At 63.2% G+C, this 23,477-nt stretch carries 19 protein-coding genes and 1 pseudogene; 9 read left to right on the plus strand and 11 right to left on the minus strand.

Going from position 1 to position 23,477, the window contains the following annotated elements:
- The 4 genes and pseudogenes from ACJWXQ_RS09660 to ACJWXQ_RS09675 all read left to right on the plus strand — a co-directional run.
- Nucleotides 1–671: pseudogene (locus tag ACJWXQ_RS09660) on the plus strand (hypothetical protein); the annotation flags it as partial.
- Between the two features lie 75 nt (nucleotides 672–746).
- Nucleotides 747–1,424, plus strand: coding sequence for a protein-L-isoaspartate O-methyltransferase (locus tag ACJWXQ_RS09665; protein WP_346051990.1), 678 nt, complete (start codon nucleotides 747–749; stop codon nucleotides 1,422–1,424).
- A 38-nt stretch (nucleotides 1,425–1,462) separates the two neighbouring features.
- The gene (locus ACJWXQ_RS09670; protein ID WP_346051991.1) at nucleotides 1,463–1,780 is read left to right on the plus strand and encodes a rhodanese-like domain-containing protein; all 318 of its coding nucleotides are present in this window, start codon (nucleotides 1,463–1,465) and stop codon (nucleotides 1,778–1,780) included.
- Nucleotides 1,781–1,875: 95 nt separating this feature from the next.
- The gene (locus tag ACJWXQ_RS09675) at nucleotides 1,876–3,330 is read left to right on the plus strand and encodes a TolC family outer membrane protein (RefSeq protein WP_406672710.1); all 1,455 of its coding nucleotides are present in this window, start codon (nucleotides 1,876–1,878) and stop codon (nucleotides 3,328–3,330) included.
- A 42-nt stretch (nucleotides 3,331–3,372) separates the two neighbouring features.
- On the opposite strand, the gene waaA is transcribed toward ACJWXQ_RS09675, so the two are convergent.
- Both waaA and hldE read right to left on the minus strand, forming a co-directional pair.
- Nucleotides 3,373–4,653, minus strand: coding sequence for a lipid IV(A) 3-deoxy-D-manno-octulosonic acid transferase (gene waaA / locus ACJWXQ_RS09680; protein WP_346051993.1), 1,281 nt, complete (start codon nucleotides 4,651–4,653; stop codon nucleotides 3,373–3,375).
- Between the two features lie 11 nt (nucleotides 4,654–4,664).
- A complete protein-coding gene (gene hldE / locus ACJWXQ_RS09685) occupies nucleotides 4,665–6,038 on the minus strand; it encodes a bifunctional D-glycero-beta-D-manno-heptose-7-phosphate kinase/D-glycero-beta-D-manno-heptose 1-phosphate adenylyltransferase HldE (RefSeq protein ID WP_406672716.1) in 1,374 nt (457 codons plus the stop codon).
- Between the two features lie 177 nt (nucleotides 6,039–6,215).
- Here hldE and ACJWXQ_RS09690 point away from each other — a divergent pair, with 177 nt between their 5' ends.
- Both ACJWXQ_RS09690 and lpxL read left to right on the plus strand, forming a co-directional pair.
- A complete protein-coding gene (locus ACJWXQ_RS09690) occupies nucleotides 6,216–7,154 on the plus strand; it encodes a lipid A biosynthesis acyltransferase (RefSeq protein ID WP_346051994.1) in 939 nt (312 codons plus the stop codon).
- Between the two features lie 264 nt (nucleotides 7,155–7,418).
- Complete coding sequence (lpxL, locus tag ACJWXQ_RS09695) at nucleotides 7,419–8,327, plus strand: LpxL/LpxP family Kdo(2)-lipid IV(A) lauroyl/palmitoleoyl acyltransferase (RefSeq protein WP_346051995.1); 909 nt, start codon at nucleotides 7,419–7,421, stop codon at nucleotides 8,325–8,327.
- A gap of 288 nt (nucleotides 8,328–8,615) precedes the next feature.
- Here lpxL and ACJWXQ_RS09700 read toward each other — a convergent pair whose 3' ends face one another.
- Together ACJWXQ_RS09700 and ACJWXQ_RS09705 are read right to left on the minus strand one after the other, a co-directional pair.
- Nucleotides 8,616–9,491, minus strand: a complete 876-nt coding sequence (locus ACJWXQ_RS09700) for an acyltransferase (RefSeq protein WP_346051996.1) — start codon at nucleotides 9,489–9,491, stop codon at nucleotides 8,616–8,618.
- A gap of 8 nt (nucleotides 9,492–9,499) precedes the next feature.
- The gene (locus ACJWXQ_RS09705; RefSeq protein ID WP_406672711.1) at nucleotides 9,500–10,231 is read right to left on the minus strand and encodes a 3-deoxy-D-manno-octulosonic acid kinase; all 732 of its coding nucleotides are present in this window, start codon (nucleotides 10,229–10,231) and stop codon (nucleotides 9,500–9,502) included.
- On the opposite strand from ACJWXQ_RS09705, the gene ACJWXQ_RS09710 reads away from it, so the two are divergent.
- Nucleotides 10,230–11,294, plus strand: a complete 1,065-nt coding sequence (locus tag ACJWXQ_RS09710) for a glycosyltransferase family 9 protein (protein ID WP_406672712.1) — start codon at nucleotides 10,230–10,232, stop codon at nucleotides 11,292–11,294. The two genes, ACJWXQ_RS09705 and ACJWXQ_RS09710, sit on opposite strands and share 2 nt — an antisense overlap.
- 73 nt (nucleotides 11,295–11,367) lie before the next feature.
- Nucleotides 11,368–11,961 carry a carboxymuconolactone decarboxylase family protein gene (locus ACJWXQ_RS09715; protein WP_346051999.1) on the plus strand — a complete coding sequence of 198 codons (594 nt, stop codon included), beginning with the start codon at nucleotides 11,368–11,370 and terminating at the stop codon, nucleotides 11,959–11,961.
- A 151-nt stretch (nucleotides 11,962–12,112) separates the two neighbouring features.
- On the opposite strand, the gene ACJWXQ_RS09720 is transcribed toward ACJWXQ_RS09715, so the two are convergent.
- The 4 genes from ACJWXQ_RS09720 to ACJWXQ_RS09735 all read right to left on the minus strand — a co-directional run bounded on the left by ACJWXQ_RS09720 (nucleotide 12,113) and on the right by ACJWXQ_RS09735 (nucleotide 17,266).
- On the minus strand, nucleotides 12,113–13,201 hold the full coding sequence (locus ACJWXQ_RS09720; protein ID WP_346052000.1) for a hypothetical protein: 1,089 nt from the start codon (nucleotides 13,199–13,201) through the stop codon (nucleotides 12,113–12,115).
- A gap of 6 nt (nucleotides 13,202–13,207) precedes the next feature.
- Nucleotides 13,208–13,420 (minus strand): zinc-finger domain-containing protein, encoded by a 213-nt coding sequence (locus tag ACJWXQ_RS09725; protein WP_374729207.1) that lies wholly within the window; start codon nucleotides 13,418–13,420, stop codon nucleotides 13,208–13,210.
- Nucleotides 13,421–13,780: 360 nt separating this feature from the next.
- Nucleotides 13,781–16,591, minus strand: a complete 2,811-nt coding sequence (gene glnE / locus ACJWXQ_RS09730; protein ID WP_346052002.1) for a bifunctional [glutamate--ammonia ligase]-adenylyl-L-tyrosine phosphorylase/[glutamate--ammonia-ligase] adenylyltransferase — start codon at nucleotides 16,589–16,591, stop codon at nucleotides 13,781–13,783.
- A gap of 117 nt (nucleotides 16,592–16,708) precedes the next feature.
- Nucleotides 16,709–17,266, minus strand: coding sequence for a hypothetical protein (locus ACJWXQ_RS09735; protein WP_346052003.1), 558 nt, complete (start codon nucleotides 17,264–17,266; stop codon nucleotides 16,709–16,711).
- Between the two features lie 222 nt (nucleotides 17,267–17,488).
- Between ACJWXQ_RS09735 and rlmKL the strand changes: the two genes are divergently transcribed.
- The gene (gene rlmKL / locus ACJWXQ_RS09740) at nucleotides 17,489–19,567 is read left to right on the plus strand and encodes a bifunctional 23S rRNA (guanine(2069)-N(7))-methyltransferase RlmK/23S rRNA (guanine(2445)-N(2))-methyltransferase RlmL (RefSeq protein WP_406672713.1); all 2,079 of its coding nucleotides are present in this window, start codon (nucleotides 17,489–17,491) and stop codon (nucleotides 19,565–19,567) included.
- Between the two features lie 2 nt (nucleotides 19,568–19,569).
- Here rlmKL and ACJWXQ_RS09745 read toward each other — a convergent pair whose 3' ends face one another.
- From ACJWXQ_RS09745 to ACJWXQ_RS09755, 3 genes are all read right to left on the minus strand, one after another.
- Complete coding sequence (locus ACJWXQ_RS09745; protein ID WP_346052005.1) at nucleotides 19,570–21,387, minus strand: GGDEF domain-containing protein; 1,818 nt, start codon at nucleotides 21,385–21,387, stop codon at nucleotides 19,570–19,572.
- Between the two features lie 167 nt (nucleotides 21,388–21,554).
- The gene (gene groL / locus ACJWXQ_RS09750) at nucleotides 21,555–23,207 is read right to left on the minus strand and encodes a chaperonin GroEL (protein WP_406672714.1); all 1,653 of its coding nucleotides are present in this window, start codon (nucleotides 23,205–23,207) and stop codon (nucleotides 21,555–21,557) included.
- Between the two features lie 65 nt (nucleotides 23,208–23,272).
- Nucleotides 23,273–23,477, minus strand: a 205-nt coding sequence (locus ACJWXQ_RS09755; RefSeq protein ID WP_406672715.1) for a co-chaperone GroES, incomplete at its 5' end; no start/stop codon positions are given.

Below are 23,477 nucleotides of genomic sequence, written 5' to 3' on the forward strand. Positions count from 1 at the left end.
AAGGCTCAGTCGACCGGCTTGCGGCCATGGATGCCAACGGCAACCTCGACGGTGGCTGGCGTATGGGCGATGGCCCCGATGGACGGGTCCGTGATGTGCACGTCCTGGGCAATCGGGTCCATGTGGCCGGTGAGTTCAATGCTGTCCGGGAAAACGATGAAGACGAAGTCCGGCAGGGTCTGGCCGCCTTTGACGCCGGCACCGGCGAGCTCCTCGGCTGGGCACCGGGCAGCGAAGAAGGGGCACGCATGACCCGGATCGGCGACGAACTGGCCCTCGCCTGGCGAGAAAACGGCAGCTGGCGTCTGGGGCTGGACGACGGTGAGGGTGACGGCGATGCCATCAGCAGCGACTTCCGGGCGGACGGTCGCATTACCGGGCTGAGCCATATCGACGACGGCATCGTTGTCTTTGGTCGCTTCGAGAATCTGACCGACGATCAGGATCAGAGCCATACCCGGGACGGTATCGCCCTGTTGCAGGTTGAGAACGGCAGCCTGGTGATTGCGCCTTTCCAGCCACCCCAGCTGCTAAGCGCCAGTGGCCAGAGCGCGGCCCTGGAAGCCGCCGCCGGCGACGCCTCGTTGATATGCCTTGGCGGCTCCTTCCAGCGCCAGGGGGAAAGGCCAGCAGCCAACTTCCACTGCTTTGAAGACGCGGACGGGGGCTGAAGACACTTGCCTTGCGGGGGCCGCCGCCTTATCCTTGGCGGCCCCCGAAGCCGCCTCTAACGCAGACCAAAAGCCATGGAACAGACGCCGTTTAGCCTGCAGACCGACCGTGAAGCCCGCCACCTGATGGTGGAACATCAAGTCCGCGCCTGGGAAGTCCTTGATCCTCGGGTGCTGGAGGTGATGGAAACCGTGCCGCGCGAGGACTTCGTGCCCTCAGCCTATCGCGCACTGGCCTTCTCCGAGGCCAATATCCCGCTGGACCATGGCCAGATCATGATGCAGCCCAAGGTCGGGGGCCGCGTGCTCCAGGCAGTCAATGTGCAGCCGGGCGACCGGGTGCTTGAGGTGGGCACGGGCAGTGGTTATCTGGCCGCCTGCCTTGGCGCCCTCGGCGGACAGGTGCTGAGCGTTGACTGCTTCGAGGATCTGGTCAAACAGGCCGAAGCCAACTGGAAGGCGACCGACACCAAAAAGGTTCGTGGTCAGGTCCAGGAATCCAGCACCCTGGAGTGGACCGATGAACGCTTTGACGTCATCGTGGTTACCGGCTCCATGCCCAGTCTGCACAACAGCTTTCGGGAAAAACTGACCGTGGGCGGACGACTGTTCGTGGTCACCGGCCGCGCACCGGCCATGGAAGCACAGCTGATCACCCGCATGGCCGAGGATGACTGGGCCCGGGAGCATCTCTTTGAAACCAATCTGCCGGCCCTGTTGAACGCCTTCGACCCGCGCGTGTTCGAGCTCTGACGCCGCCCACTGCCACCCGCGGAGAGGGGTGCAGTCCAATGCAAGAATTGCCCGCCCGAGAGGCCCACAAGCTGCTGCAATCCGGCCAGGCCAGCCTGCTGGATGTCCGTGAGCCATCCGAGCTGGCCCTGGCGGCTGTGGACGGGGCCCTGCACATTCCGCTCGCCCAGCTTCCCCAGTGCCTGGATCGTATCCCACGCCAACGGCCACTCATCGTCATGTGCCACCACGGCGTCCGCAGTGCCATGGCGGCCGACTTCCTGGAACGACAGGGCTTTGAAGATGTCTCCAATCTTCTGGGTGGCATCGACGCCTGGTCACAGGAAGTGGATGACGACATTCCCCGCTACTCATGAGGGCTGAAATGCCGGCCCATGATCCACTGACTTGCATTTTTCAGATCAGCTGATATAGTCACCTACAACACCAAATCGCATAAGGAGTCGTGACCATGTCACTTCGGCCATTGATCCTCGCGCTGTGCCTGCTCGGCCTGTCGGCCCCTCTCGCCGAGGCACAAGCCGAGTCTGAAATGATGAACCTGCTGCAGATCTACGAGCTGGCAGTGGAGAATGATCCGGCCATCAGGGAGGCCCGCGCCAACCGTGACGCCGCTCGCGAGGCCTACCCCCAGGCCAGGGCCAACCTCCTGCCCCAACTGTCACTGACGGTCTCCTATCAGGACCGCACCCGGGAAAGACGAGTGAGCCAGGCTGGACAGGTGCCGCTGGATGCGGCGCGCTCCGACGACACCACCACCACTTACTCACTCGATCTCAGTCAGGTCATTTTCGACTGGGGCGCCTTCCAGGGAATGGGCCGGGCCCAGGCTGAAGTGGCGGCCGCGGAGGCCGACTTCGAAGCCGCCATGCAGGATTTGGCCATCCGTACCGCGGAAGGCTATTTCGACCTGCTCGCGGCCCTGGATCAGCTCGCCTCGTCTGAAGCCAACGAGGAAGCCATCCTGCGGCAGCGGGACCGGGCTGAACGCCGTTTCGAAGTCGGTCTGGTGGCGATCACCGATGTCCAGGAGGCTCGCGCCGCCTACGACCAGGCCGTTGCCGACCGAATCAGTGCCGAACGCAATGTGAATGTCTACCGGGAGCGGCTGAGGGAGATCATCGGCATTTACCCTGGGGAGATCGCCGCCCCCATCGATGACATGGACCTCCAGTTGCCCGTCCCGGCGGACCCCGAAGCCTGGGTCATTCAGGCACAGGCCAACAATCTCAATGTGGTGGCGGCACGCTTTGACCTGGAGGCTGCCGAGAAAAGCCTCGCCCAGAGCCGGGCCGGTCACTATCCCACCCTCGAGCTGACCGCCAGTTATTCGGATGTTGAAAGCAGCGGCGAGACACGTATCGACGAACAGGATTTCAGACAGCCGGATTTCTTCGAGCAGGAACTTTACCAGGTCCAGGTACAGCTCAATGTGCCCTTGTTCTCCGGCGGACGGGTCAGCTCCCAGACCACGGAAGCCCGTCAGCGCATGCTGGCCCAGACCAGCCGAGTGGAACGTCTGGCCCGCCAGGCCGAGCGGGAAGCGCGGGATGCCTATCTTGGGGTGCATTCGGAGCGTTCACGGGTGCGCGCCCTCGCCCAGGCGGTGGAGTCGAGTCAAACCGCATTGACTTCCACCCAGGCGGGCTTTGAAGTCGGTACCCGAACCACCGTCGATGTGCTGGACGCCCGTCGGGCCCTGTTCGAGGCCCAGACCAGCTACGCCCGCTCCCGCTACGACTTCCTGCTGAACAAGATGCGCCTGCGGGTCGCCACCGGCGCCCTCAATGCCAACGACATCATGGAAATCAACGCCCTGCTGGGTGCTTCGCCCGGGGCGATGGTCGATGATGAGGAAATCGATCCCGAAGAGCTGGACATGGAAGGGCTTGAGCCCCGCACTTAAAAGCTGGCCGAGACCCGTCGGGCCTTCCCATGGAAGGCCCGGCTAGGTCAGCAGCTCCTCACCCATCAAGCGAGCCAGGCGAGTCACCAGGCGGTCCACAGCCCCCCGATTGGCTTCAATCACTTTCCAGCCTGCCGCCGCCTGGCGGGCCCGGGCTTCACCGTCCGCCAACAGTTCACTGACCCTCGCGGCCAGTTCATCCGCGCCGCCCACCCGGCGAACGGCACCCGCCCCCATCAGCAATTCCGCCACATCCATGGCGTTGTCATGGTAGGGGCCGGTGAGGACGGGCACACCCAGGGCCACGGGCTCCAACAGATTGTGACCGCCCACCGGCACCAGGCTGCCGCCCACGAAGGCCACGTCCGCGGCCGCATAGAAGGTCATCAACTCGCCCAGAGTGTCGACGATATAGACATCGACTCCATCGGCCGATTGCTCGGCACTCCGCTGCGCCGACACCAGGCCACGGGCCTTGACCAGTTGGCGCAGGGCAGCGCCCCGTTCAGGATGACGCGGTGCCAGCACCAGGACGGCATCACCATGATCCTGGCGAACCTGCTCGAAGGCGTCCAGGATCTGCTCGTCTTCACCTTGCCGCGTGCTGCCGGCAATCCAGACCGGCCGGTCCCCAAATAGGCTCCGCCGCAAGCCGGTGCCCCGCTCGGCCACGGAACTGGAGGCATGGAGATCAAACTTCACATTACCCATGGTCTCCACGCACTCAGTGGCGGCACCCAAGGCCCGGAAGCGCTCGGCATCGCCATCACTCTGAGCCGCAATCAGATCAATGCGGGAAACGGTTTCCGCCAGCAGTCCACTGAGACGCTGATAACGACGAAAGGCCCGCTCACTCAATCGGGCACTGCCAAGCATCAGCGGTATGCCACGCGCATGCACGGCATGGAAAAGATTGGGCCAGAGTTCGGTTTCGGTCACCAGGAGAGCGGCGGGGCGGACCCGGTCCAGGAAGCGGTTGACCGGCCCGGGCAGATCATAGGGCAGGGTCAGACAAATCACGCGGTCGCCTGCGGATTCGGCCAACCGCCGGGCACCGGCGGCGGTAAAGGTGGTCACCACCAGGCGCCGGTCCGGCATGGCATTATCCAGGGCACGCAACAGGGGCAAGGCCGCCTGCACCTCGCCGACACTGGCCGCATGAACCCAGATGGGCCCATCACCGGCAGGTCGATCTTCTACCCAACCCAGACGCTGCCGCCAGGCATCGCCCAGCCCCGCCTGGCGTCGGGCCCGCCATTCCAGATAGGGGAAGGCCACCGGCATCAGCGCCGCCAGGGCGGCATTGTAGAGCAGTCGACTCATGTCAGCGCTGTTCAGCTTTGCTCACGCCCGCTTGCCCGGGCAAGGATGGCACTGGTGGAGAGACCATCGATGAAGTCCAGCACCCGAACCTCGCCCCCGTTTCTCACCACGCAATCATGACCGGCAATATCTTCGGGCCGGTAGTCTCCTCCCTTGACCAGTAAATCCGGCAGAAGTTTGCAAATCAGGTGTTCCGGCGTGTCGTCCGAGAACGGCACCACCCAGTCAACCGCTTCCAGGCCGGCCAATACACTCATGCGCTGGGCAAGGGGATTGATGGGGCGCTGTTCGCCTTTCAGGCGGCGGACGGAATCATCGTCATTGACCGCCACCACCAGACGATCACCCAGGGCACGCGCCTTGCGCAGATAACTCACATGCCCGGCATGCAGAATATCGAAACAGCCGTTGGTCATGACCACCCGCTCCCCCCGCTCACGGGCATGGTGGATGGCATGTTCCAGAGTATAGGCATCCATCACCGCCGCCTCCGGCGCACCGGCATCGTGCATGGCCAGACGCAATTCCGAGGGCGTCACGGTCGCCGCCCCCAGCTTGCCCACCACCAGTCCGGCGGCAAGATTGGCCAGACGAGCAGCCGCTGCCAGATCTTCACCGGCGGCAAGCATCCCGGCCAGCATGGCGATCACGGTGTCGCCGGCACCGGTGACATCAAACACTTCACGGGCCCGCGCCGGTAGGTGCAGGGGATCGAAGCCGGGCCGGATGAGCGTCATGCCCCGCTCACTGCGAGTCACCAGCAGTGCCTGCAGATCCAGGGTCTGCACCAGCAGCTCGCCCTTCTCCACCAGGGTCTGCTCATCCGGGCAGGCCCCCACCACGGCCTCAAACTCGCCCAGGTTGGGGGTCAGCAATGTGGCACCACGGTAACGACTGAAGTCTGTGCCCTTGGGATCGACCAGGACCGGCAGGCCACGGTCGCGGGCCAGGCGGATCAGGGTTTCCACGCCGGACAGGGCGCCCTTGGCATAATCCGACAGCACGACCACATCGCCGTCACCCAGGCTGCGCTCGAATGCCTTTTCCAGATCAGCGGGCGCCGCGGCCGGCCGGGCATCCTCGAAATCCAGACGGATCAGCTGCTGGTTACGACTGATTACACGCAGCTTGGTAATGGTGGGGCGATCCCAGTGGCTCAGGCGATGACCAATGCCGGCAGCATCCAGGCGCTCGGCAAGACATTCACCCGGCTCGTCGCGGCCCACGCAGCCCAGCAGTTCGGTTTTCACCGACAGGGCGGCCAGATTCAAAGCCACATTCCCCGCACCCCCCGGACGGGCCTCCTCGGCATCAACCCGCAACACCGGCACCGGTGCCTCGGGCGAAATTCGCCCGGTCGGACCCTGCCAGTAGCGATCCAGCATCACATCACCCAGGACAATCACCCGGGCGTTGGCGAAATCCGGCAGCTCCACGCGAAAACCCCTTTGAATGCGGTCCAATCAGGGCGGGAATGATAGCACGGGGCAAGCGGTTTCCACGGCTGACCATGCACAGCCACCGTGCTCAACAGGCCTGACGCGAAGCGCTATAATCCGGTCATGTCAAAAAAAGAGCCGACCCCGCCCCGCCTGCCCCTATCCCCGCTCTACTGGCCCGCCTGGCTGGGACTGGGCCTGCTTCGACTGCTCTTGCTGCTGCCCTATCCCCTGCTGGTGGCGATGGGCCGGACACTCGGTCGTGGCCTGTATTACCTTGCCTGGCGCTGGCGGCTGTTCACCTATGCCAATCTGCGCCGCTGCTTCCCGGAAAAATCCCGGTCCGAACACCGTCGACTGGCAAAGGCTCATTTTCAATCGGTCGGCGTGGGTATCTTCGAGCTTGGCCTGGGCTGGTGGGCCTCCGACCGCCGTCTGCGGCGACTGGTGGAGGTCCGGGGTCTGGAACATCTGGAGGCCGCCAAGGCCCAGGGCCGGGGTGTGCTGATCATGAGTGCCCACTTCACCAGCTTCGAGATCGGTGGCCGCCTGCTGGGCCTGTTCACCCCCTTTCACCTCATGTACCGGCCCAACAAGAACCCGGTACTGGAATACGTGGTGCATCGCTCAAGACGCCGCCACTTCGATGGCGTCATCCCCAGCGACAGCATCCGGCAACTGATGCGCCGACTGAAGGAAGGCCATTGCGTCTGGTATGCCCCCGACCTGGCCTACACCCGCGGCAACCACGCCATGATTCCCTTCTTCGGCCTGGCGGCGCCCACCAATACCGCCACCGCCCGCATTGCAAAGGCCACCGGCAGCCCGGTGGTGCCCTTCTACCCGGAGCGCCTGCCGGGTGCCCGTGGCTACCGCCTGCACCTGCTGCCGGCCCTGGAAGACTTTCCCGGCGACGACCCGGTGGCCGACACCGAAAGGACCACCGCCATCCTGGAAGAGCAGATCCGGCAGATGCCCGAGCAATACTTCTGGTCCTTCGACCGCTTCAAGACCAAACTCCACAAACGCTGGCGCAAGGCCCGTTATCTGGGTGGACGATGAACATCACCAGGTAGAAAGAAAAATGCATCCTCGCGGAAAGGCGCAGAGAAATTCAAAACCATTTTTACCGCGGAGGCGCGGAGGGTTGGCTTTGAGTGGGGTGACTACTCTGTGGGAGCGGCACCAGAATAGCAGTATCTCAGCGCCTCAGGGGAAAATACACTTTTGGTTTTCTTAGCGTCTTTTCGTCTTTGCGCGAGGCCGCCTTTTGGTGTTTTCTTTTTCTCTGCCTGTGGCAAGATCAATAGGATGAGTGACAACAACATGAAAGCCCCTCTACACCCCCGTTACTGGATTGGCTGGCTGGCCTTTAGTCTGTTGCGGGTAGCCATCCTCCTGCCCTATGGGGCTCAGATTCGGGTGGGGCGTGTCCTTGGTCGGCTGATGCAGAAGCTCGCGGGCCGTCGCCAGCGGGTGGCGGAATATAATCTGCGGGTCTGTTTCCCCGACTGGTCGGAAGAAAAGCGTCAGCAACTGATCCGGGAACATTTCGAGGCCCTGGGCATCGCTCTGTTCGAGATCGGCATGTGCTGGTGGGCTTCCGACCGACGCCTCAAGGGTCTGGTGGAGATCGAGGGCCTGGAGCATCTGGATGCGGCCCTGGACAAAGGCAAGGGCGCCATTCTGCTGTCTGCCCATTTCACCACCCTTGAAATCGGCGGCCGGCTGCTCTCTCTTTACCGGCCCTTTCATCTCATGTATCGGCCCAATCGCAACGAACTGCTGGAATACATCAGCAAGCGCCGGCGCGAGGCCCACTTCGAAAAGGCCATCCCACGGGACTCGGTGCGAGAACTGCTGAAGAGCCTGAAGCAAAACATGACCGTCTGGTATGCCCCCGACCAGGGCTACCAGGGAGCGAACGCTGTCACCGTGCCCTTCTTCGGCGTCCCTGCCCCCACCAACCCGGCCACCCATCGCCTCGCCCGCATCAGCGGCGCCACGGTCATGCCCTTCTGGGTGGAGCGACTGCCGGATAAACAAGGCTACAAGCTGCGCATTGATTCCCCCATCGAGGGCATGGCCGAGATGAGTCCGGAACAGGACGGCGCCACCGTCAACAGCCTTATCGAAGCCGAGGCCCGCCGCGTCCCGGAGCAATACCTCTGGACCCACAACCGCTTCAAGACCACCGAACACCGAAAGCACGAGAAACGGCAAAAGAAAAGATAGCCTCGCGCAAAGGCGCCAAGGCGCAAAGAAATTCAAAAATTCAAAAGCTATTTCGCGCAGAGACGCAGAGGGGGTTATGTTGTGGGATAGGCTTTAGCCTCGATGTCCACCAGCTGATGGCACTGTCGAGGCTAAAGCCTCTCCCACAGACCAGAAGCTCCCTCCCACAAAGGCAACCTCTCTGCGTCTCAGCGTCTCTGCGCGAGCAATATGATTTTTCTTTCTTTGCGTCTTGGCGACTTTGCGCGAGGCCGCTTTTTCTTTCCTCTCGACGCCCCCCGCGCGAGGCTAATCCTTCATCTTTTCCAGGCGCTGATCCTTTTCTTCCCAGAGCTGATTGACCCACTGCTGAAAGCGGGCCCGGAATTCCGGGTCATTCTGGTAGTCGCCCTGAGTCATCTCGGTCGGGATGGGCAGCTTGCGGACATGCACCTGAACACGGGGAACGCGGTTGGAGAGGAATTGCCAGAAGCCCGGCTTGCCGCCCGGATAACGAATGGTGACATCGATCAGGCCATCGAGCTGATCATTCATGGCGCTAAGCACGAAGGAGATGCCCCCGGCACGGGGACGCAGGAGATTGGTGAACGGTGAGTCCTGCTTTTCATGCTTGGCCCAGGTGAAGCGGGTGCCTTCCGGGTAGTTGATGATGGTTGCGGGCAGCCCGCGCATCCGCTCACAGGCGATCTTTGTGGCTTCCAGATCCCGTCCCTGCTTTTCCGGGTTCTTCCTGATCTCGGCCTTGGAGTAACGCTTCATGAAAGGATACTCCAGGGCCCAGAAGGCCATGCCCAGCAACGGCAGCCAGATCAGCTCCTGCTTCAGGAAAAAACGATAGAAGGGGGCACGGCCATCGAAGACCTCAATCAGGACCGGAATATCCACCCAGCTCTGGTGGTTACAGATCAGCATGTAACTGTGTTGCCGATCCACATCAAGATCACCACTGACTTCATAGCGGGTCTGCAGCACTAACCTGAAGGTTCGGACCACCAGCCAGGCCCAGATCTCGGCAATGCCGATGACAATCCGGGTTCCAAAACGCCGAAAGCGCCGATTGGGCACCAGCAGCTTGATCAGGGCGGTCAACATCATGGGCACGATGAGCACCACCGTGGCCGGAATGATGATGATCTGGCTCAACACACCACGCAGGATATTCATTCTCGTTATCAACCCTTTTTGATGACATCCCGCCAGCCCTGTTCCAGGGCCAGCCAGGCTTGCTGCCATTGAGCTTCTTCTGCCCAGTCAGACGCCAGGATTTTTTTCACCGAGCGTTGCAATCGCTCCAGATTGCGGCGTTGCCAGTGACCGGGCCGGCGCCATTGGCTACGGTCAAAATCGATCAAATGGACACACTCCCCTTCCACCAGAATATTATGGGCATTGAGATCCGCATGGAATATGCCCTCGGCATGAAAGCGTCCGATTACCTCACCGACCCGCCGGAACAGGCCGGGATCACTGTCACCCTCCATCAACCGTTTGGACAGGGGCTGTCCCGGCACCCGCACGCTAATCAGGTCTGCCCGGTAAAGCAGCCCTTGGCGGCTGAGACAGGCACCAACAGGGGCAGGAACAGGCAGGCCCCGCGCTTCCATTGCCCGCAACAGACGCAGCTCCCGAAAGGGCCGGCTACGCTCGGCGCCGGTATAGAGATAGGTATCTTCAACCCAGCGGCTCACCATGCCGCCCCGACGATAATGACGTAGAACCCATTGCTCGGTGTCGATGTTCAGAAACCAGGCACTGCCCCGCCCCTTGGCCTCGCCAATCACCCGACCCGCCCCCTGCCACCATCGGGGCTCGAAGTGCTCGGGCTTCGGGTGGCCCAGGCGGCGGTCATCCGCTAGCATGAGGCAGCTTTCCTGCCGGCTTAGAAACAGGGATTCAGAATTCATGAGCGCCGATTACCCTTCCAGCGATGCACCGCGCGCCATCGCCATGCTGCGCCTGTCCGCCATTGGCGATGTCTGCCACACAGTGCCAGTACTTCGCGCCCTCCAGGACCGCTGGCCGGATACCCCCATTACCTGGGTGATCGGCAAACTGGAAGCCAGCCTGGTGGGCGACATCGAAGGGGTGGAGTTTATCAGTTTCGACAAGAAGGCCGGATGGTCCGGCTATCGAGCCCTCGGCCAGACCCTGGCCGGACGAGACTACGATGCCCTGCTGCACATGCAGGTGGCCCTGCGCGCCAGCCTGGCCAGCCGCCGGATTCCGGCCCGCCGCCGGATCGGCTTTGACCGCGCTCGCGCCCGGGACTGGCAGTGGCTGTTCACCAACGAGGCCATCCCCGCCCGGCCGCAACAGCATGTGATGGAAGGCCTGCTGGCATTCGCGGCCCAGCTTGGCGCCGACATCAGTCGACCGCGCTGGGACATCCCGGTCCCGGAGGCCGACGAGGCTTTCGCCCGCGAACATATCCCCGATCAGGGCCCCGCCCTGATCCTCAGCCCCTGCTCCAGTCAGCGGTCGCGCAACTTCCGCGACTGGCGGCCGGAACGCTATGCCGCGGTGATCGACCACGCGGCCCGGCACCATGGTCTGGGCACCATCATCACCGGCGGACCCACGGACCGGGAGCGGGACATGGCCGAGGCCATCATGGGCCACTGCCACCATCAGCCCGCCAACCTGGTGGGCCAGACCGGTCTAAAGCAACTGTTCGCCCTGATTCGCCGGGCCCGGGCGGTACTCTGCCCGGACTCCGGCCCCGCGCACATGGGCACCGCCGCCGGCACCCCGGTGATCGGCCTCTATGCCAGTTCCAATCCCGATCGCACCGGTCCCTATTTCAGCCGCCAGTGGTGCGTCAATCACTATCCAGAAGCCCTCAAGGCCGAGACCGGTAAAGGGGTTGATGACGTCCGCTGGGGCACGCGAGTGCGCGACCCGCAGGTCATGGAGCGGATCACCGTGGCCGAAGTCACCGAAAAACTGGATGCATTGATGGCGCAGTAGTAATTTTTCGCCGTCACCGGCGTCCCCGATGCTGACCAATCTACTTTTCAGCATGCCAACAGGAGCCGACACCATGGCCTATATGAAGCCTCTGCCCAAGGATGCCACCCCCGAGCTGGCCGAGGATTTCCAAGTCTTCGAGGATATTCTCGGGTTCGTCCCCAACAGCCTGCTCACCATGCAGCGCCGACCGAAGATGGTAAAAGCCTTCGGTGAGCTGACCCGGGCGGTAATGGATCCCCAGGGTGCCGTGGACCCGGGCTTCAAGCGACTGATCGCCTACTTCGCCAGCCGGGCCGCAGGCTGTCAGTACTGCGAGGCCCATTCCCTGGTCGCCGCCCAGATCAAGGGTATCCCCAAGGAGAAGGTCGACGCGGTCTGGGAGTACCAAACCAGCCCCCACTACAGCGAAGCCGAACGCGCCGCACTGGATTTTGCCCTGGCTGCCGGTTCCGTCCCCAATGCCGTGGATGAAGAAATCTTCACCCGCCTGCGTGAGCACTGGGACGAAGATCAGATCGTGGAGATTCTCGGTGCCATCTCCCTCTACGGCTTCCTCAACCGCTGGAACGACTCCATGGCCACCGACCTGGAAGATAGCGCGATTGAGCTGGGCAAGGAAGTGCTCGCCAAGGGGGGCTGGACCGGAGGCAAGCATGTGAAGTGAGCAGCGAGCTACGAGCTACGAGCTGCGAGCTGCGAGCTGGCAGATTCTAGCCGTGGGAGCTGGGCTTCGGCGAAGCCCTGTCGCGAACCAGCACGCCCTCTACTACCCCGCTGTAGGCGCGGATAAATCCGCGCCTACAGCGGGGCAATAGTTACCGCTGGCGGAGCAGAACCAGCAGATCCTTCGCCACCTCATCCACATCATTACGCATACCGGCATCGCGGACCGCGGTCTGCTGGGCATGGCGGCGGGACTCGTCCTGAGCCAGGGCGATGGCGGCATCGGCGATGGCCTGTTCATCCATCTCGGCAGCACTGGCCAGGCCACGGCGGGAGAACTCGGCGATCCGGGGCGGCTGATCATCACCGCCGGCCGGGACCATGACCGCCGGCACGCCAATGGACAGGGTCTGGGCGGTCATCATGCTGCCGGCCCCGATCACCGCCAGGCGGGCACCATGGAGTAGCTGGGTCAGATCCTGGGTGGGCAGGCTGGAAACCACGCGCACCCGCTCATGGTCCTCATGGTCGTTCACCTCACCCTGATACTGGGGCCCCATGACCATGACACAGGCCAGGCCGGTGGCCTCGCTGACCTTTGCCGCGGCGCCCAGCATGATCTCCGGTACCGGCCGGCCCCGATAGTGATAGCCGCCACCGCCCGGGGCCAGCACCACATAGTCCTCCTGTGGCAGGCCCAGTTCCTCGCAGAGTTCGCGTCGGCGGGCGCTGTCCACGCTCGGGGCAATGCCGCTGAAAAAGCGGGTGGCCAGATGGGGGAAGAGTCGCAGCTTGAGGCGATGCCAGGGACCCAGTCGGGGTTCGGCCTCGCCGGGCGCGGCCATCAGATGCAGGTCGAGCGTCGGCATCATGCGCAGGCGGAAGGCCTTGCGCCGCTTGTTAGGGCGATCACTCAGCCAGACGACCCGGGCACCACTCTCGCGCGCTGCCCGGAACTGGGCCATGCGGCCGGCGGAGTCGAAGAACACCAGATCAGGGGACAGGCCGCGAATGTGCTCGACGGTCTCATGAACGGCGCGGGTGGGGCTGTCGGGCAGCTCGTGATACTGAAAGGCCGGGTCCCGCTCCAGCCTGGCTTCGTGGCTGACCACGAAATGCACCAGGGCGTCGGGGCACAGGCCCGTCAGGGCCCGGGCGATGGCCAGACAGCGGTAATACTCGCCGGATCCGCCCGACCCGCTGACGGGCACGAACAGGACCGTCGGCGATGGGGCGGACAAGAGGGGTCAGTCCTTGAGGACGTAAAGGGCGCCGCAGTAGCCGCAGCGGGCTTCGCCCTTCTCAGCCACCGGGATATAGACCCGGGGGTGGGAGTTCCACAGGCTCATGCCGGGCATCGGGCAGTGAACGGGCAGATCATCCCGGGTGACTTCGTAATGCTTGCGATCGTTGGGGGTCGCCTGATCCCGGGCGATACCCTGGGCCTTGCTCTGCGCCACGATGACCTCCTGGATTGAGTGATTTGCCTGCCGGCCGGGGAGTCGGCCGGGGCGAATTATAACAGGGAATCCGGCTGGTCAGGTTGACCGGTGGCTTTGACTGGGGTGGTGCCCTTCGATAGCGGTGACGGGGGCGTCCCGGCCACGGTCCTGGTGGGATCACCCGGGCGGTGCCAGCCGAGAGGTTTGGTTCAGGCTCGTGTTTTGGTGCGATCCGGAGGCTCTTGATCGCGGCTGAAGCCGCTCCCACGGCGGCTTCGGCATACGCTAAAGGCACCGTGGGAGCGGATTTATCCGCGATTTCCTCGGTCGCATCAAAGCCAAGCGGAACCAAATCCCACCGACACTGAAACAACCAACTCAACCACCGAGGTGCCGCTCCCAAATAGCCGTGACCTGTTCGCGGTGTGCCGCCAGATGCTCCACCTCGGAGTCCGAGGCTTCGCCCGCCAGGGTGCGGGCATGAAGGTGGGCGCGGAAGTCGGACGCGGCAGTGATCAGGGCTTCGGCTTCGTCGCTGGCAATGCAGTCATTGGCGGCAAGGGTTCGCAGCAGGGGAATGGTGCCGGTTTCCTCCAGCAACGCCGGCTTGTCGACGGCATGCTGCAGGGTCCAATACTGGCAGAGGAACTCCACATCGATCAGGCCACCGGGCAGGCGTTTGAGATCATCGCCCGCCGGCTGCTCGGCCAGCATCCTCGCCCGCATCTCCCGGATATCCTTGTGCAGGCCCTCCAAATCCCGGGGACGAGCCAGGATTGTCCTTCGGGCTTGTTCGAAAGCCCGCATCAGGTCCGGATCACCGGCCACCGGACGGGCCCGCAGAAGCGCCTGGTGCTCCCAGGTCCAGGCCTTTTCCAGTTGGTACGCCTCAAAGGCTTGCAGGCTGCTTACCAGAAGCCCGGCGGAGCCGCTGGGGCGCAGACGGGTGTCCACCTCGTACAGGACGCCGGCAGGGGTGGGTGTGGCGAGCTGATGGATGATGCGCTGGGCCAGGCGGGCGAAAAAGTGGCCGTTGTCGAGCGGCTTATCGCCATCGGTCTGCTGTTCGTCACCGGCACTGTCATGCAGAAAGACCAGGTCCAGGTCGGATCCATAGGCGAGTTCGGCGCTGCCCAGCTTGCCATAGGCGACGATGATGAAACCGCTGTCCCGCGGCTCGGGGGCACTACAGCGGGGCCGGCCATGACGGGCGATGAGGCCGTTGCGGGCGATGTCCAGGACGCGCTTCAGGATCAATTCGGCCACCAGTGACAGCCGGTCGCTGACCGCGGGTGCATCCAGGCAGTCGCTGATATCGGCCGCCGCCACCCGAAGCACGGCAGCCTGATGAAACTCGCGCAAGCCGTCCATGAGCCGCTCAAGATCGTCGCCGACCGGTGCCAAGAGCTCATCCAGTTCGCGGGCGTAATCCTCCGGATCCGGGGCCTGCTGAAAGATGCGTGGGTCAATCAGCTCATCCAGCAACAGGGGATGACGGGCAATGCGATCGGCGATCCAGGGGCTGGCCGAGCACAGGCGGCCGAGATGCTCCAGGGCCCGGGGATTTTCCACCAGCAGGGAGAGATAGGCTGTGCGGGTGGCGACGGCCTCCAGAACCGAGACCATGCGCTTCAGGCTCTGACCGGGGTTGGATCGACCGGCGGCAAGATGCAGTACCGAGGGCATCAGCCGGTCCAGTCGCTGCCGGCCCCGCTCGCCCATCCGGCGGACGGCATGTGAGGCACGCAGCTGTGCCAGTACCGACAGGGCCTGTTCGGGATCGGAAAAACCCGTGCGTCGCAACAGCTTTCGGGCCGTGTCGGCATCCAGACGCTCCCCCCAGAGGTCGGCGAAGACATCGTCCTGCCGTTGCTCCTCCGGCAGGGCCGGGCCGACAAAGACCTCGTCAAAGGCACGCCCTACTCCTTCGCGTACGTCCCCGATCCTTTGGGTGAGGGCCTCCCAGCTATCCTCGTCCATGGCTGCCAGCAATCGCCGACGATCATCGTCGTCCCGGGGCAATTCATGGGTCTGGGCATCGTGCAGCCCCTGGATGCGATTCTCCAGCATGCGCAGGAACTCATAGGCCTCCAACAGACCTCGAACTTCGTCAGCATCGATATGACCGGCCCGTGCAATGGCCTCAAGCGTCGGCAACAGCCGACGACTGCGCAACTCCGGCTCCCGACCGCCGCGAATCAACTGGAACAACTGGGCGATGAATTCAATCTCACGAATGCCGCCCCGCCCGAGCTTGATGTTGTTCTCCAGGCCCTTGCGGCGGACCTCGCGGCGGATGCCCTGCTTCATTTCCCGCAGCGAGGAAAAGACCGAATAGTCCAGGTAGCGACGATAGACGAAGGGCTGAAGATCCTTCATCAAGGCCTCCCCCGCCGCCAGGTCCCCGGCGACCGGGCGGGCCTTGATCAGGGCATAGCGCTCCCATTCCCGGCCATGGAGCTGGTAATAGGTTTCCATGCCATTGAAGTTCATGACCAGCGGCCCACTATCGCCGAAGGGCCGCAGGCGCATGTCCACCCGATAGGCCTGGCCGTCCGGGGTGATCTCATCCAGGACCCGAATCAGGCGACGGCCCAGGCGGGTGAAGAACTGCTCATTGTCCAGAACGCGACCACCATCCGTCTCGCCAGCTTCCGGGAAAGCAAAGATCAGGTCCACATCGGAGGAGAAGTTGAGCTCTCCACCACCCAGCTTGCCCAGACCCAGGACCACCATGCGCTGCGCATTGCCCTGCCCATCGCGGGGAATACCATGACGCTGTTGCAGCTCGGCCTCCACCCAGTCGTGGGCCAGACTGATCAGACAGTCCGCCAGGGCACTGACTGCCGCCAGGGTTTCGGCAAGCTCGGAGCGCCCGGTGAGGTCACGCCAGAGGGCCAGCACCAGCTCCCGATTGCGAGCCTGCCGCAGCCGACGCATGAGCTCGGCTTCACTGTCGGCCTCGGCTATCGGCTGGGCGCGCTCGACAATGGATTCCGGAGTTTGCGGGCGGGAGAGGCGCTCATCGGCCAGCAGCCAATCAGCGAGACCGGCATCCCGATTGAAGGCCGAGGCCAAAAAGGGACTGATTCCCAGCAGGCGATCGCCGTCGTGCTCTGACAGTTGCCGTCGCTGACTTTCGCTCAGATGGGTGGCTGGGGCGGGGGGCAGGTCCATCACATCACTCATGCCGGTTCACTGAAGTAGTCCGGCCATGATGCAGCAAGGTGGGTCAGGAAAAAAGAAAGCGGGGAGACCATCCGGCCTCCCCGCCAAGCTGAATCCCTTCAATTCCGATCAACCGCTTCAGAAGTTGAAGCTGGCGCCGAAGCGGATCAGGGTTTCGTCGATCACGTCATGATTGTAGATGTCGGCACCACCAAAAATGGCGATTTCCGGGGTCACGTTGTAGCTGCCCCGCAGGCCGATCACGATGTCGTCGTCATCCATCATGTCGAACATCAGGAACTCGGCCTTGGCCGTGAACGTGAACTCGGGGGTGACCGCGTAGTTCAGGGCACCGTGAACACCGATGGCATCATCGTCAAAGGAGAAGAAGGGGTTACTGAAATCCCAGTTCTGGAAGGAAGCACCGAACTCCAGAGACATCTGGTCGTTCATCTGCATCAGGTAACCACCACCAAAACGGACGATATCCTGCTCGACATCGCCTTCGTCAAGCATAGTAACGTCGGCGAACAGGCGGAACTGATCGGCAACCACGAAATCGGCCTCCAGGCCGAATCCGTCCAGGTCACCAAAATCGGCGTAGTATGCGCCCACACTGCCCTGGGCCATGGCGGCACCGGAACTCAGTGCAAAGGCACCAGCGGCAGCAAGAGCAAACTGCTTGCGGTTGATCATGATCTAACCTCCCTCTAAAAGGAAACGCGTTTGTATTCTTAAGCAATTGGGGATTTGGTTGAACACTCCCAGTCCAACCGTAACCCACACGCATTATCCACATTCTGCGTGGGGGATGCCAATGCCCCCTATGGGGCCCCCCGTGATAAGGGGCATTGATCAGGTATCATGCCCGCTCAACGGCCCCAATTGGGCCTTTCACAGATACCCAAGGAGTCAATCGTGGACCTGGTCCTGCTCTGCCCTCCTCATTGCGGCCCCTGGCTGGAAAAGGAGCTCGCCGCCCTGTCATTGCCGGTCACTGGCCGCAGCGGGCGGATGATTCGGGTGGAGACCGACCTGGAAGGGGTTTATCGCTGCTGCCTGCACAGCCGAGTTGCCTCCCGTGTGCTGCTCCCCCTCCATCAGGGACCGGCGGACGATGACGCCGCCTTTGTCAGCACGGTGGACCAGGTGGACTGGGCTGCCCAATTGCCGCCCGACGGCAGCCTGGGCATGGACTTCCGGGGAACCGGGGGATGGCTGCGCCACAGCCGCTTCGGCCAGCAACGCCTGAAGGACGTCATCGTCGACCAGCTCCGCGCCAAGGGACTGGAAAGTCCCAGGCTTACCCCGGACCGTCCGGATGTGCAGATTTACGCCCATTTCGATGGTGAGCGTCTGAGCCTGTATCGGGATCTCGGGGGTGGGCCGCTACACCAGCGCGGGTATCGCCGCCGCAGCGTCAGCGCCCCGATCAAGGAAAATCTCGCCGCGGCCGTGCTGATGGCCGCCGGATGGCCCGAACAGGGCAACCTCGTGGATCCCTTCTGTGGCAGCGGCACCCTAGTCATTGAGGCTGCCATGATGGCCGCGGGCATTCCTGCCGGCGTCCATCGCAGTCACTGGGGCTTCGCCGGCTGGCCGCAACACGACCCCGACCACTGGCAGCGACTGCTGTCCGAGGCGCGCCACAAGCTGCGGCAACTGTCATCACTGCCAGGCGTTCTGCGCGGTTATGACAAGGACCCGGACGCTATTGCGGCTGCCTGCGCCAATGCCCAGGCGGCTGGCCTGGGAGACTGGCTGGTATTCAGCCACCGGGAAATGACGGTGCTCGAGGCGCCGCCGAATTGCCAATCCGGCCTGGTGATCGGCAACCCGCCCTACGGAGAACGCCTGGAGGATCGCAAGGCCCTGCCCAGCCTCTACACCCGATTGGGTGAACGGCTGAGAGGGCCCTTCCAGCGCTGGCATGCCGCAATGCTTATGCCGGAGCCCGATCTGGACCGCTACACCGGCCTGGATCGCCGTCGCAGTCATCGCTTCAGAAACGGGGCCATTGACTGTCATCTGGTTCAGCTATGGTCGCCGCCGGCACGGGAAGGTCGAGACCTGGAGAACCGCCTGCAGAAAAATCTGCGTCACCTGCGCCGCTGGGCCCGTCGAGAGGAGACCGACGCCTTTCGAGCCTACGACGCCGACATCCCGGAATTCGCCCTGGCGGTGGACTGCTATGGCGCTCACGCCCTGGTCCAGGAATACGCCGCACCCAAGCAGATCCCGGCCGACAAGGCCCGTCGGCGACTGGCGGCCGGACTGACCGCGGTCAGTCATGCCCTGGACATCCCGGGCGAGAATATTCATCTGCGGACCCGGCGACCGCAAAAAGGCCGTGAACAATACAATCGACTGGACCAGCGGGAGCTGGAATTGACCGTGCAGGAGGGGCCGGCCCGCCTGATCGTCAACCTGAGCGACTACAACGACAGTGGCCTGTTTCTCGACCATCGGCCGGTGCGGGCCTGGCTCCGGGAGAAAGCCCGGGGCAAACGTTTCCTGAATCTATTTGCCTACACCGGCACCGCCAGCGTCCATGCCGCACTCGGTGGCGCCCGTAACACCACCAGCGTGGATCTCAACCGCAACTATTTGCGCTGGGCGGAACGCAACCTGGCGATCAACGGCTTCAAAGGCGACGCCCATCGTCTGGTCCGTGCCGATTGCGTGGAATGGCTCAATCGTCAGACTGGCCGCTGGGACCTGATCCTGCTGGACCCGCCCACATTCTCGAACTCCAGCGATACTGACACCACGCTGGACATCCAGCGCGACCACCCGGCCCTCATTCAGGCCGCCCTGGACCGTCTGGTCCCGGATGGCTTGCTGGTCTTCTCCTGCAATCGGCGGGATTTCCGCCTGCAACTCGACGACAGTCAGGGGCTGAAGATTCAGGATATGACCAAGGCCAGCATCCCCGAGGATTTCAAGCGAAACCCCCGGATTCATCACTGCTGGTTCATCAGCAAGACAAAGGGATGAATTCAGGCCATCGGCGGCCGGCCAGACTCCGCGCCAACACCATTGGGCGCATAGCGACAGGTTTCGCCGGACTCACGGGCTTCTCTCAGGGCACTGCGGGCACGGCGCAAGACCTTGTCTGGACTGTCGTCGTCCTCCTCGAAACTGGCCACGCCAAACAATGCGGAGAGTGAGAACGGAATGTCTTCATAGGTGAACTCACCGGTGGCCAGTTCCCCGCCCAGACGTTTGGCTTGTTCAATCGCGGCATCCGCATCCATATCCGGCAGGATGAGCACAAACTCCACCCCTTCCAGGCGGGCCACGAAATCACCAGGACGGATGCTGCCTGCCAGCTTCTCGGCAAAATCGGCAATTGCCACATCACCAGCCTCGGGGCCCAGACGCTCATTGATCAGATTGATCTCATCCAGGGCACAAACCAGCAAGGACAGTGGTTGGGAGCGGCGCTGCTGACGGGCCCGTTCGTAACCGATGCGTTCCCGCCAGGCCTGGCGATTGGGCAGACGAGTCAAGGGATCGAGCACGGAACGTCGTGACTCTCGACGCAGACTGTCGCGCAACTGATCGCTCTCGCGCTCCAGCTCTTCCACCCGCTCGCGCATTTCGGAAAAACGTCTTTCCATCGCCCGCTCCCGTTCGTCATCCAGGCGCCGGCGTAATTTCAGGCCCTTGCCCAGGGCATCCAGATGCCGCGTGATCATCTTCTGCAACTGACCCATGTCCTGGCTGTCGGCAATGCCTCGCTGCATTTCATGGAGACTACCACTGAGGCGCTGATCCACCTCGTGAGTCTGCTCTGCGGAGCGGCGACGCTCCTCGTCCTCGGCATCGATATGGCCATCAAGTTCCGCCAGGCGATTGAGCGTCTTCTCCAGGAAGGCCCGCAAGCCCTTCCGCTCCTGTTCCACCTGGGTACGATAGTGGCGAATGACCCCGGATAACTCCGTCAGCCAGCCGGCCAGACAATCCGGATCACTGAAGGCCTCCTCGGCCTGCCGGGCCAGGGCATCGGCTGAGTCAGCGAACTCATCGGGCAACCGCAGGGCGGAGAGTACCTGGCGCAGGGCCTTTGGCCCCTCCAGCGCCGGCTTCACCCGCTCGACGGACGCGCTGTCATCCTCGGGTTGCTCCAGGGCCTGCTCCATCATCCCGGCAAGCTCAACCGCCACCGGAATCAGGGCATCACCGCCTTCCTGCTTGAGCCGTTGCGCCAGAACCTGCAAGCCCTGCTCCGGCCAGCGCGTCTGTAGCCGATCAATAATCAGCTCCAGGGCTTCAACACTCTGTCCCTTTCGCGCCCGACTGCCACCCAGCAAACGCCCAAACACGCCACGCTGGGCGGCTTCGGAAGCCGCATTCAGTTTCTCGGTAAGGAGGTTCTCCACCGCCATCGACAAGGCGGCCAGATCTTGCGTTTCCGCCCGATGGACGCGACTCAGCAAGCCGGCCAGGCGCGCATCATCGGGGTCCAGGCGGCGCAGCAGGGTGAGCAGATTCAGCAGCAAGGCCCGCAAAGGCTCACGACCTGGGGCATGAGACTCGGAACCCGCGGTCTCGGCCAGCAGGCGCACCCGCGCACTGATGGCATCAACCAGTGAGAGCACTTCATCGCTGGCCGTGTCAGTGTGGATAGCCTGACGAAGCCGTTCCAGGCGTCGGTCCAATTCGCGATCGCCGCCCAGACCCAATACCGCGATCCGGCTGACGGCCTGGCGCAGACGCTCTTCGAGCCGCGCAGCCGCCCGGGCCTCCTCCGACATCTGCTGAAGTACAGTGTGATAACGTGCTTTCCAGCCTTCCTCGGGCTCGCTTTTCATCCCGCTCCCTTTGCGATTTGTGGTCGCTCTTTCCCTAAGATAGCACGAAGCTAGTGCTTTGCGTGGCCCAAGGAGAACGGCCGACATCCGGATACGAAAAGGCCCCGCCTGAAATCAGGCGGGGCCTTCCAGTCATCCCTGAGGATGAGCGGAGATGGAACGGCGTCTTACATCATGCCGCCCATGCCACCCATGCCGCCCATGCCGCCCATGTCGGCACCGGCACCGGCGTTGTCATCGTCCTTCGGCAGCTCAGCCACCATGGCTTCGGTGGTGAGCATCAGAGCCGCCACGGAAGCGGCGTTCTGCAGGGCCGTCCGGGTCACCTTGGTGGGATCCAGGATACCGAACTCGACCATGTCGCCAAACTCATTCTTGGCCGCGTTGAAGCCGAAGTTGTCCTTGCCTTCGGCCACCTTGGCCACCACCACGTCAGGCTTGCCGCCGGCGTTGTAGACGATCTGACGCAGGGGCTCTTCCATGGCACGACGCAGGATGTCCACACCGGTGTTCTGATCGGTGTTGTCGCCGGTCAGCTTCTCGATGCCGACGCGGGCACGCAGCAGGGCCACGCCACCGCCAGGCACGATGCCTTCCTCAACCGCAGCACGGGTGGCGTGCAGGGCATCTTCCACGCGCGCCTTCTTCTCTTTCATTTCCACTTCGGTGGCCGCACCGACCTTGATCACGGCCACACCGCCGGCCAGCTTGGCCACGCGCTCTTGCAGCTTCTCGCGATCGTAATCAGAGCTGGACTCTTCGATCTGGCCACGGATCTGGTCAACGCGCTCCTTGATGCGGGCGTTGTCGCCGCCACCATCCACCACGGTGGTGTCGTCCTTGGAGACCTGCACCTTCTTGGCGGTACCCAGGTGATCCAGGGTAGCCTTCTCCAGGGACAGACCCACTTCCTCGGAGATCACGGTGCCGCCGGTCAGGACAGCCAGGTCTTCCAGCATGGCCTTGCGACGATCGCCGAAGCCGGGAGCCTTAACGGCAGCAACCTTGACGATGCCACGGATGTTGTTGACCACCAGAGTGGCCAGGGCTTCGCCTTCAATGTCCTCGGCCACGATCATCAGCGGCTTGTTGGACTTGGCCACGTTCTCCAGCACCGGCAACAGATCACGGATGTTGGAGATCTTCTTGTCGTGAATGAGGATGTAGGGGTCTTCCAGCTCGGCAGTCATGCTCTGCTGGTTGGTGACGAAGTAGGGGCTGAGGTAGCCGCGGTCGAACTGCATGCCCTCGACCACGTCCAGGTCGTTTTCCAGGCCCTGGCCTTCCTCGACGGTGATCACGCCTTCCTTGCCGACCTTCTTCATGGCATCGGCGATCAGTCGGCCGATTTCCTCGTCGGAGTTGGCGGAGATGGTGCCCACCTGGGCGATGGACTTGTCGTCATCGCAGGGCTTGGACAGCTTGCGGATTTCCTCGACGGCGGCCTTCACGGCCTTGTCGATGCCCCGCTTCACTTCCATCGGGGCCATGCCGGCGGCGATGGCCTTCATGCCTTCACGCAGGATGGACTGGGCCAGCACGGTGGCGGTGGTGGTGCCGTCGCCGGCCAGGTCGGAAGTCTGGGAAGCGACTTCCTTGACCATCTGGGCGCCCATGTTCTCGAACTTGTCGTCCAGCTCGATTTCCTTGGCCACGGACACGCCGTCCTTGGTCACGGTGGGGGCGCCGAAGCTCTTGTCCAGCACCACGTTGCGACCGCGCGGGCCGAGAGTGACCTTGACCGCGTCGGCCAGGGTGTTCACGCCGCGGACCATGCGGTTGCGGGCGCTTTCGCCAAAACGGACTTCTTTAGCAGCCATTGCTGTTCACCTCTTCAAAATTTGTTTCAGTGGATGTTTCGTTTCAATCCGGGTGCGCGGTTCATTCAGCCTTCGAAGACCGCCATGATGTCGTCTTCGCGCATCACCAGGACTTCCTCGCCGTCCACCTTCACTTCGGTGCCGGCGAACTTGCCGAACAGAACCTTGTCCCCGACCTTCACATCCAGGGCGCGGGTTTCGCCGCTATCCAGGGGCTTGCCGCTACCCACGGCGACCACTTCGCCACGGATCGGCTTCTCGGCCGCGGAA

This window comes from Natronospira sp. (genome assembly GCF_007134575.1).
GTDB lineage: Bacteria > Pseudomonadota > Gammaproteobacteria > Natronospirales > Natronospiraceae > Natronospira > Natronospira elongata.

Bases quoted from the DNA above. Each gene is read 5' to 3' on its own strand.
- ACJWXQ_RS09665 (WP_346051990.1), top strand. From the start codon at position 747: ATGGAACAGACGCCGTTTAGCCTGCAGACCGACCGTGAAGCCCGCCAC.
- ACJWXQ_RS09670 (WP_346051991.1), top strand. From the start codon at position 1,463: ATGCAAGAATTGCCCGCCCGAGAGGCCCACAAGCTGCTGCAATCCGGC.
- ACJWXQ_RS09675 (WP_406672710.1), top strand. From the start codon at position 1,876: ATGTCACTTCGGCCATTGATCCTCGCGCTGTGCCTGCTCGGCCTGTCG.
- waaA (WP_346051993.1), bottom strand. From the start codon at position 4,653: ATGAGTCGACTGCTCTACAATGCCGCCCTGGCGGCGCTGATGCCGGTG.
- hldE (WP_406672716.1), bottom strand. From the start codon at position 6,038: ATGCTGGATCGCTACTGGCAGGGTCCGACCGGGCGAATTTCGCCCGAG.
- ACJWXQ_RS09690 (WP_346051994.1), top strand. From the start codon at position 6,216: ATGTCAAAAAAAGAGCCGACCCCGCCCCGCCTGCCCCTATCCCCGCTC.
- lpxL (WP_346051995.1), top strand. From the start codon at position 7,419: ATGAAAGCCCCTCTACACCCCCGTTACTGGATTGGCTGGCTGGCCTTT.
- ACJWXQ_RS09700 (WP_346051996.1), bottom strand. From the start codon at position 9,491: ATGAATATCCTGCGTGGTGTGTTGAGCCAGATCATCATCATTCCGGCC.
- ACJWXQ_RS09710 (WP_406672712.1), top strand. From the start codon at position 10,230: ATGAGCGCCGATTACCCTTCCAGCGATGCACCGCGCGCCATCGCCATG.
- ACJWXQ_RS09705 (WP_406672711.1), bottom strand. From the start codon at position 10,231: ATGAATTCTGAATCCCTGTTTCTAAGCCGGCAGGAAAGCTGCCTCATG.
- ACJWXQ_RS09715 (WP_346051999.1), top strand. From the start codon at position 11,368: ATGGCCTATATGAAGCCTCTGCCCAAGGATGCCACCCCCGAGCTGGCC.
- glnE (WP_346052002.1), bottom strand. From the start codon at position 16,591: ATGAGTGATGTGATGGACCTGCCCCCCGCCCCAGCCACCCATCTGAGC.
- ACJWXQ_RS09735 (WP_346052003.1), bottom strand. From the start codon at position 17,266: ATGATCAACCGCAAGCAGTTTGCTCTTGCTGCCGCTGGTGCCTTTGCA.
- ACJWXQ_RS09745 (WP_346052005.1), bottom strand. From the start codon at position 21,387: ATGAAAAGCGAGCCCGAGGAAGGCTGGAAAGCACGTTATCACACTGTA.
- groL (WP_406672714.1), bottom strand. From the start codon at position 23,207: ATGGCTGCTAAAGAAGTCCGTTTTGGCGAAAGCGCCCGCAACCGCATG.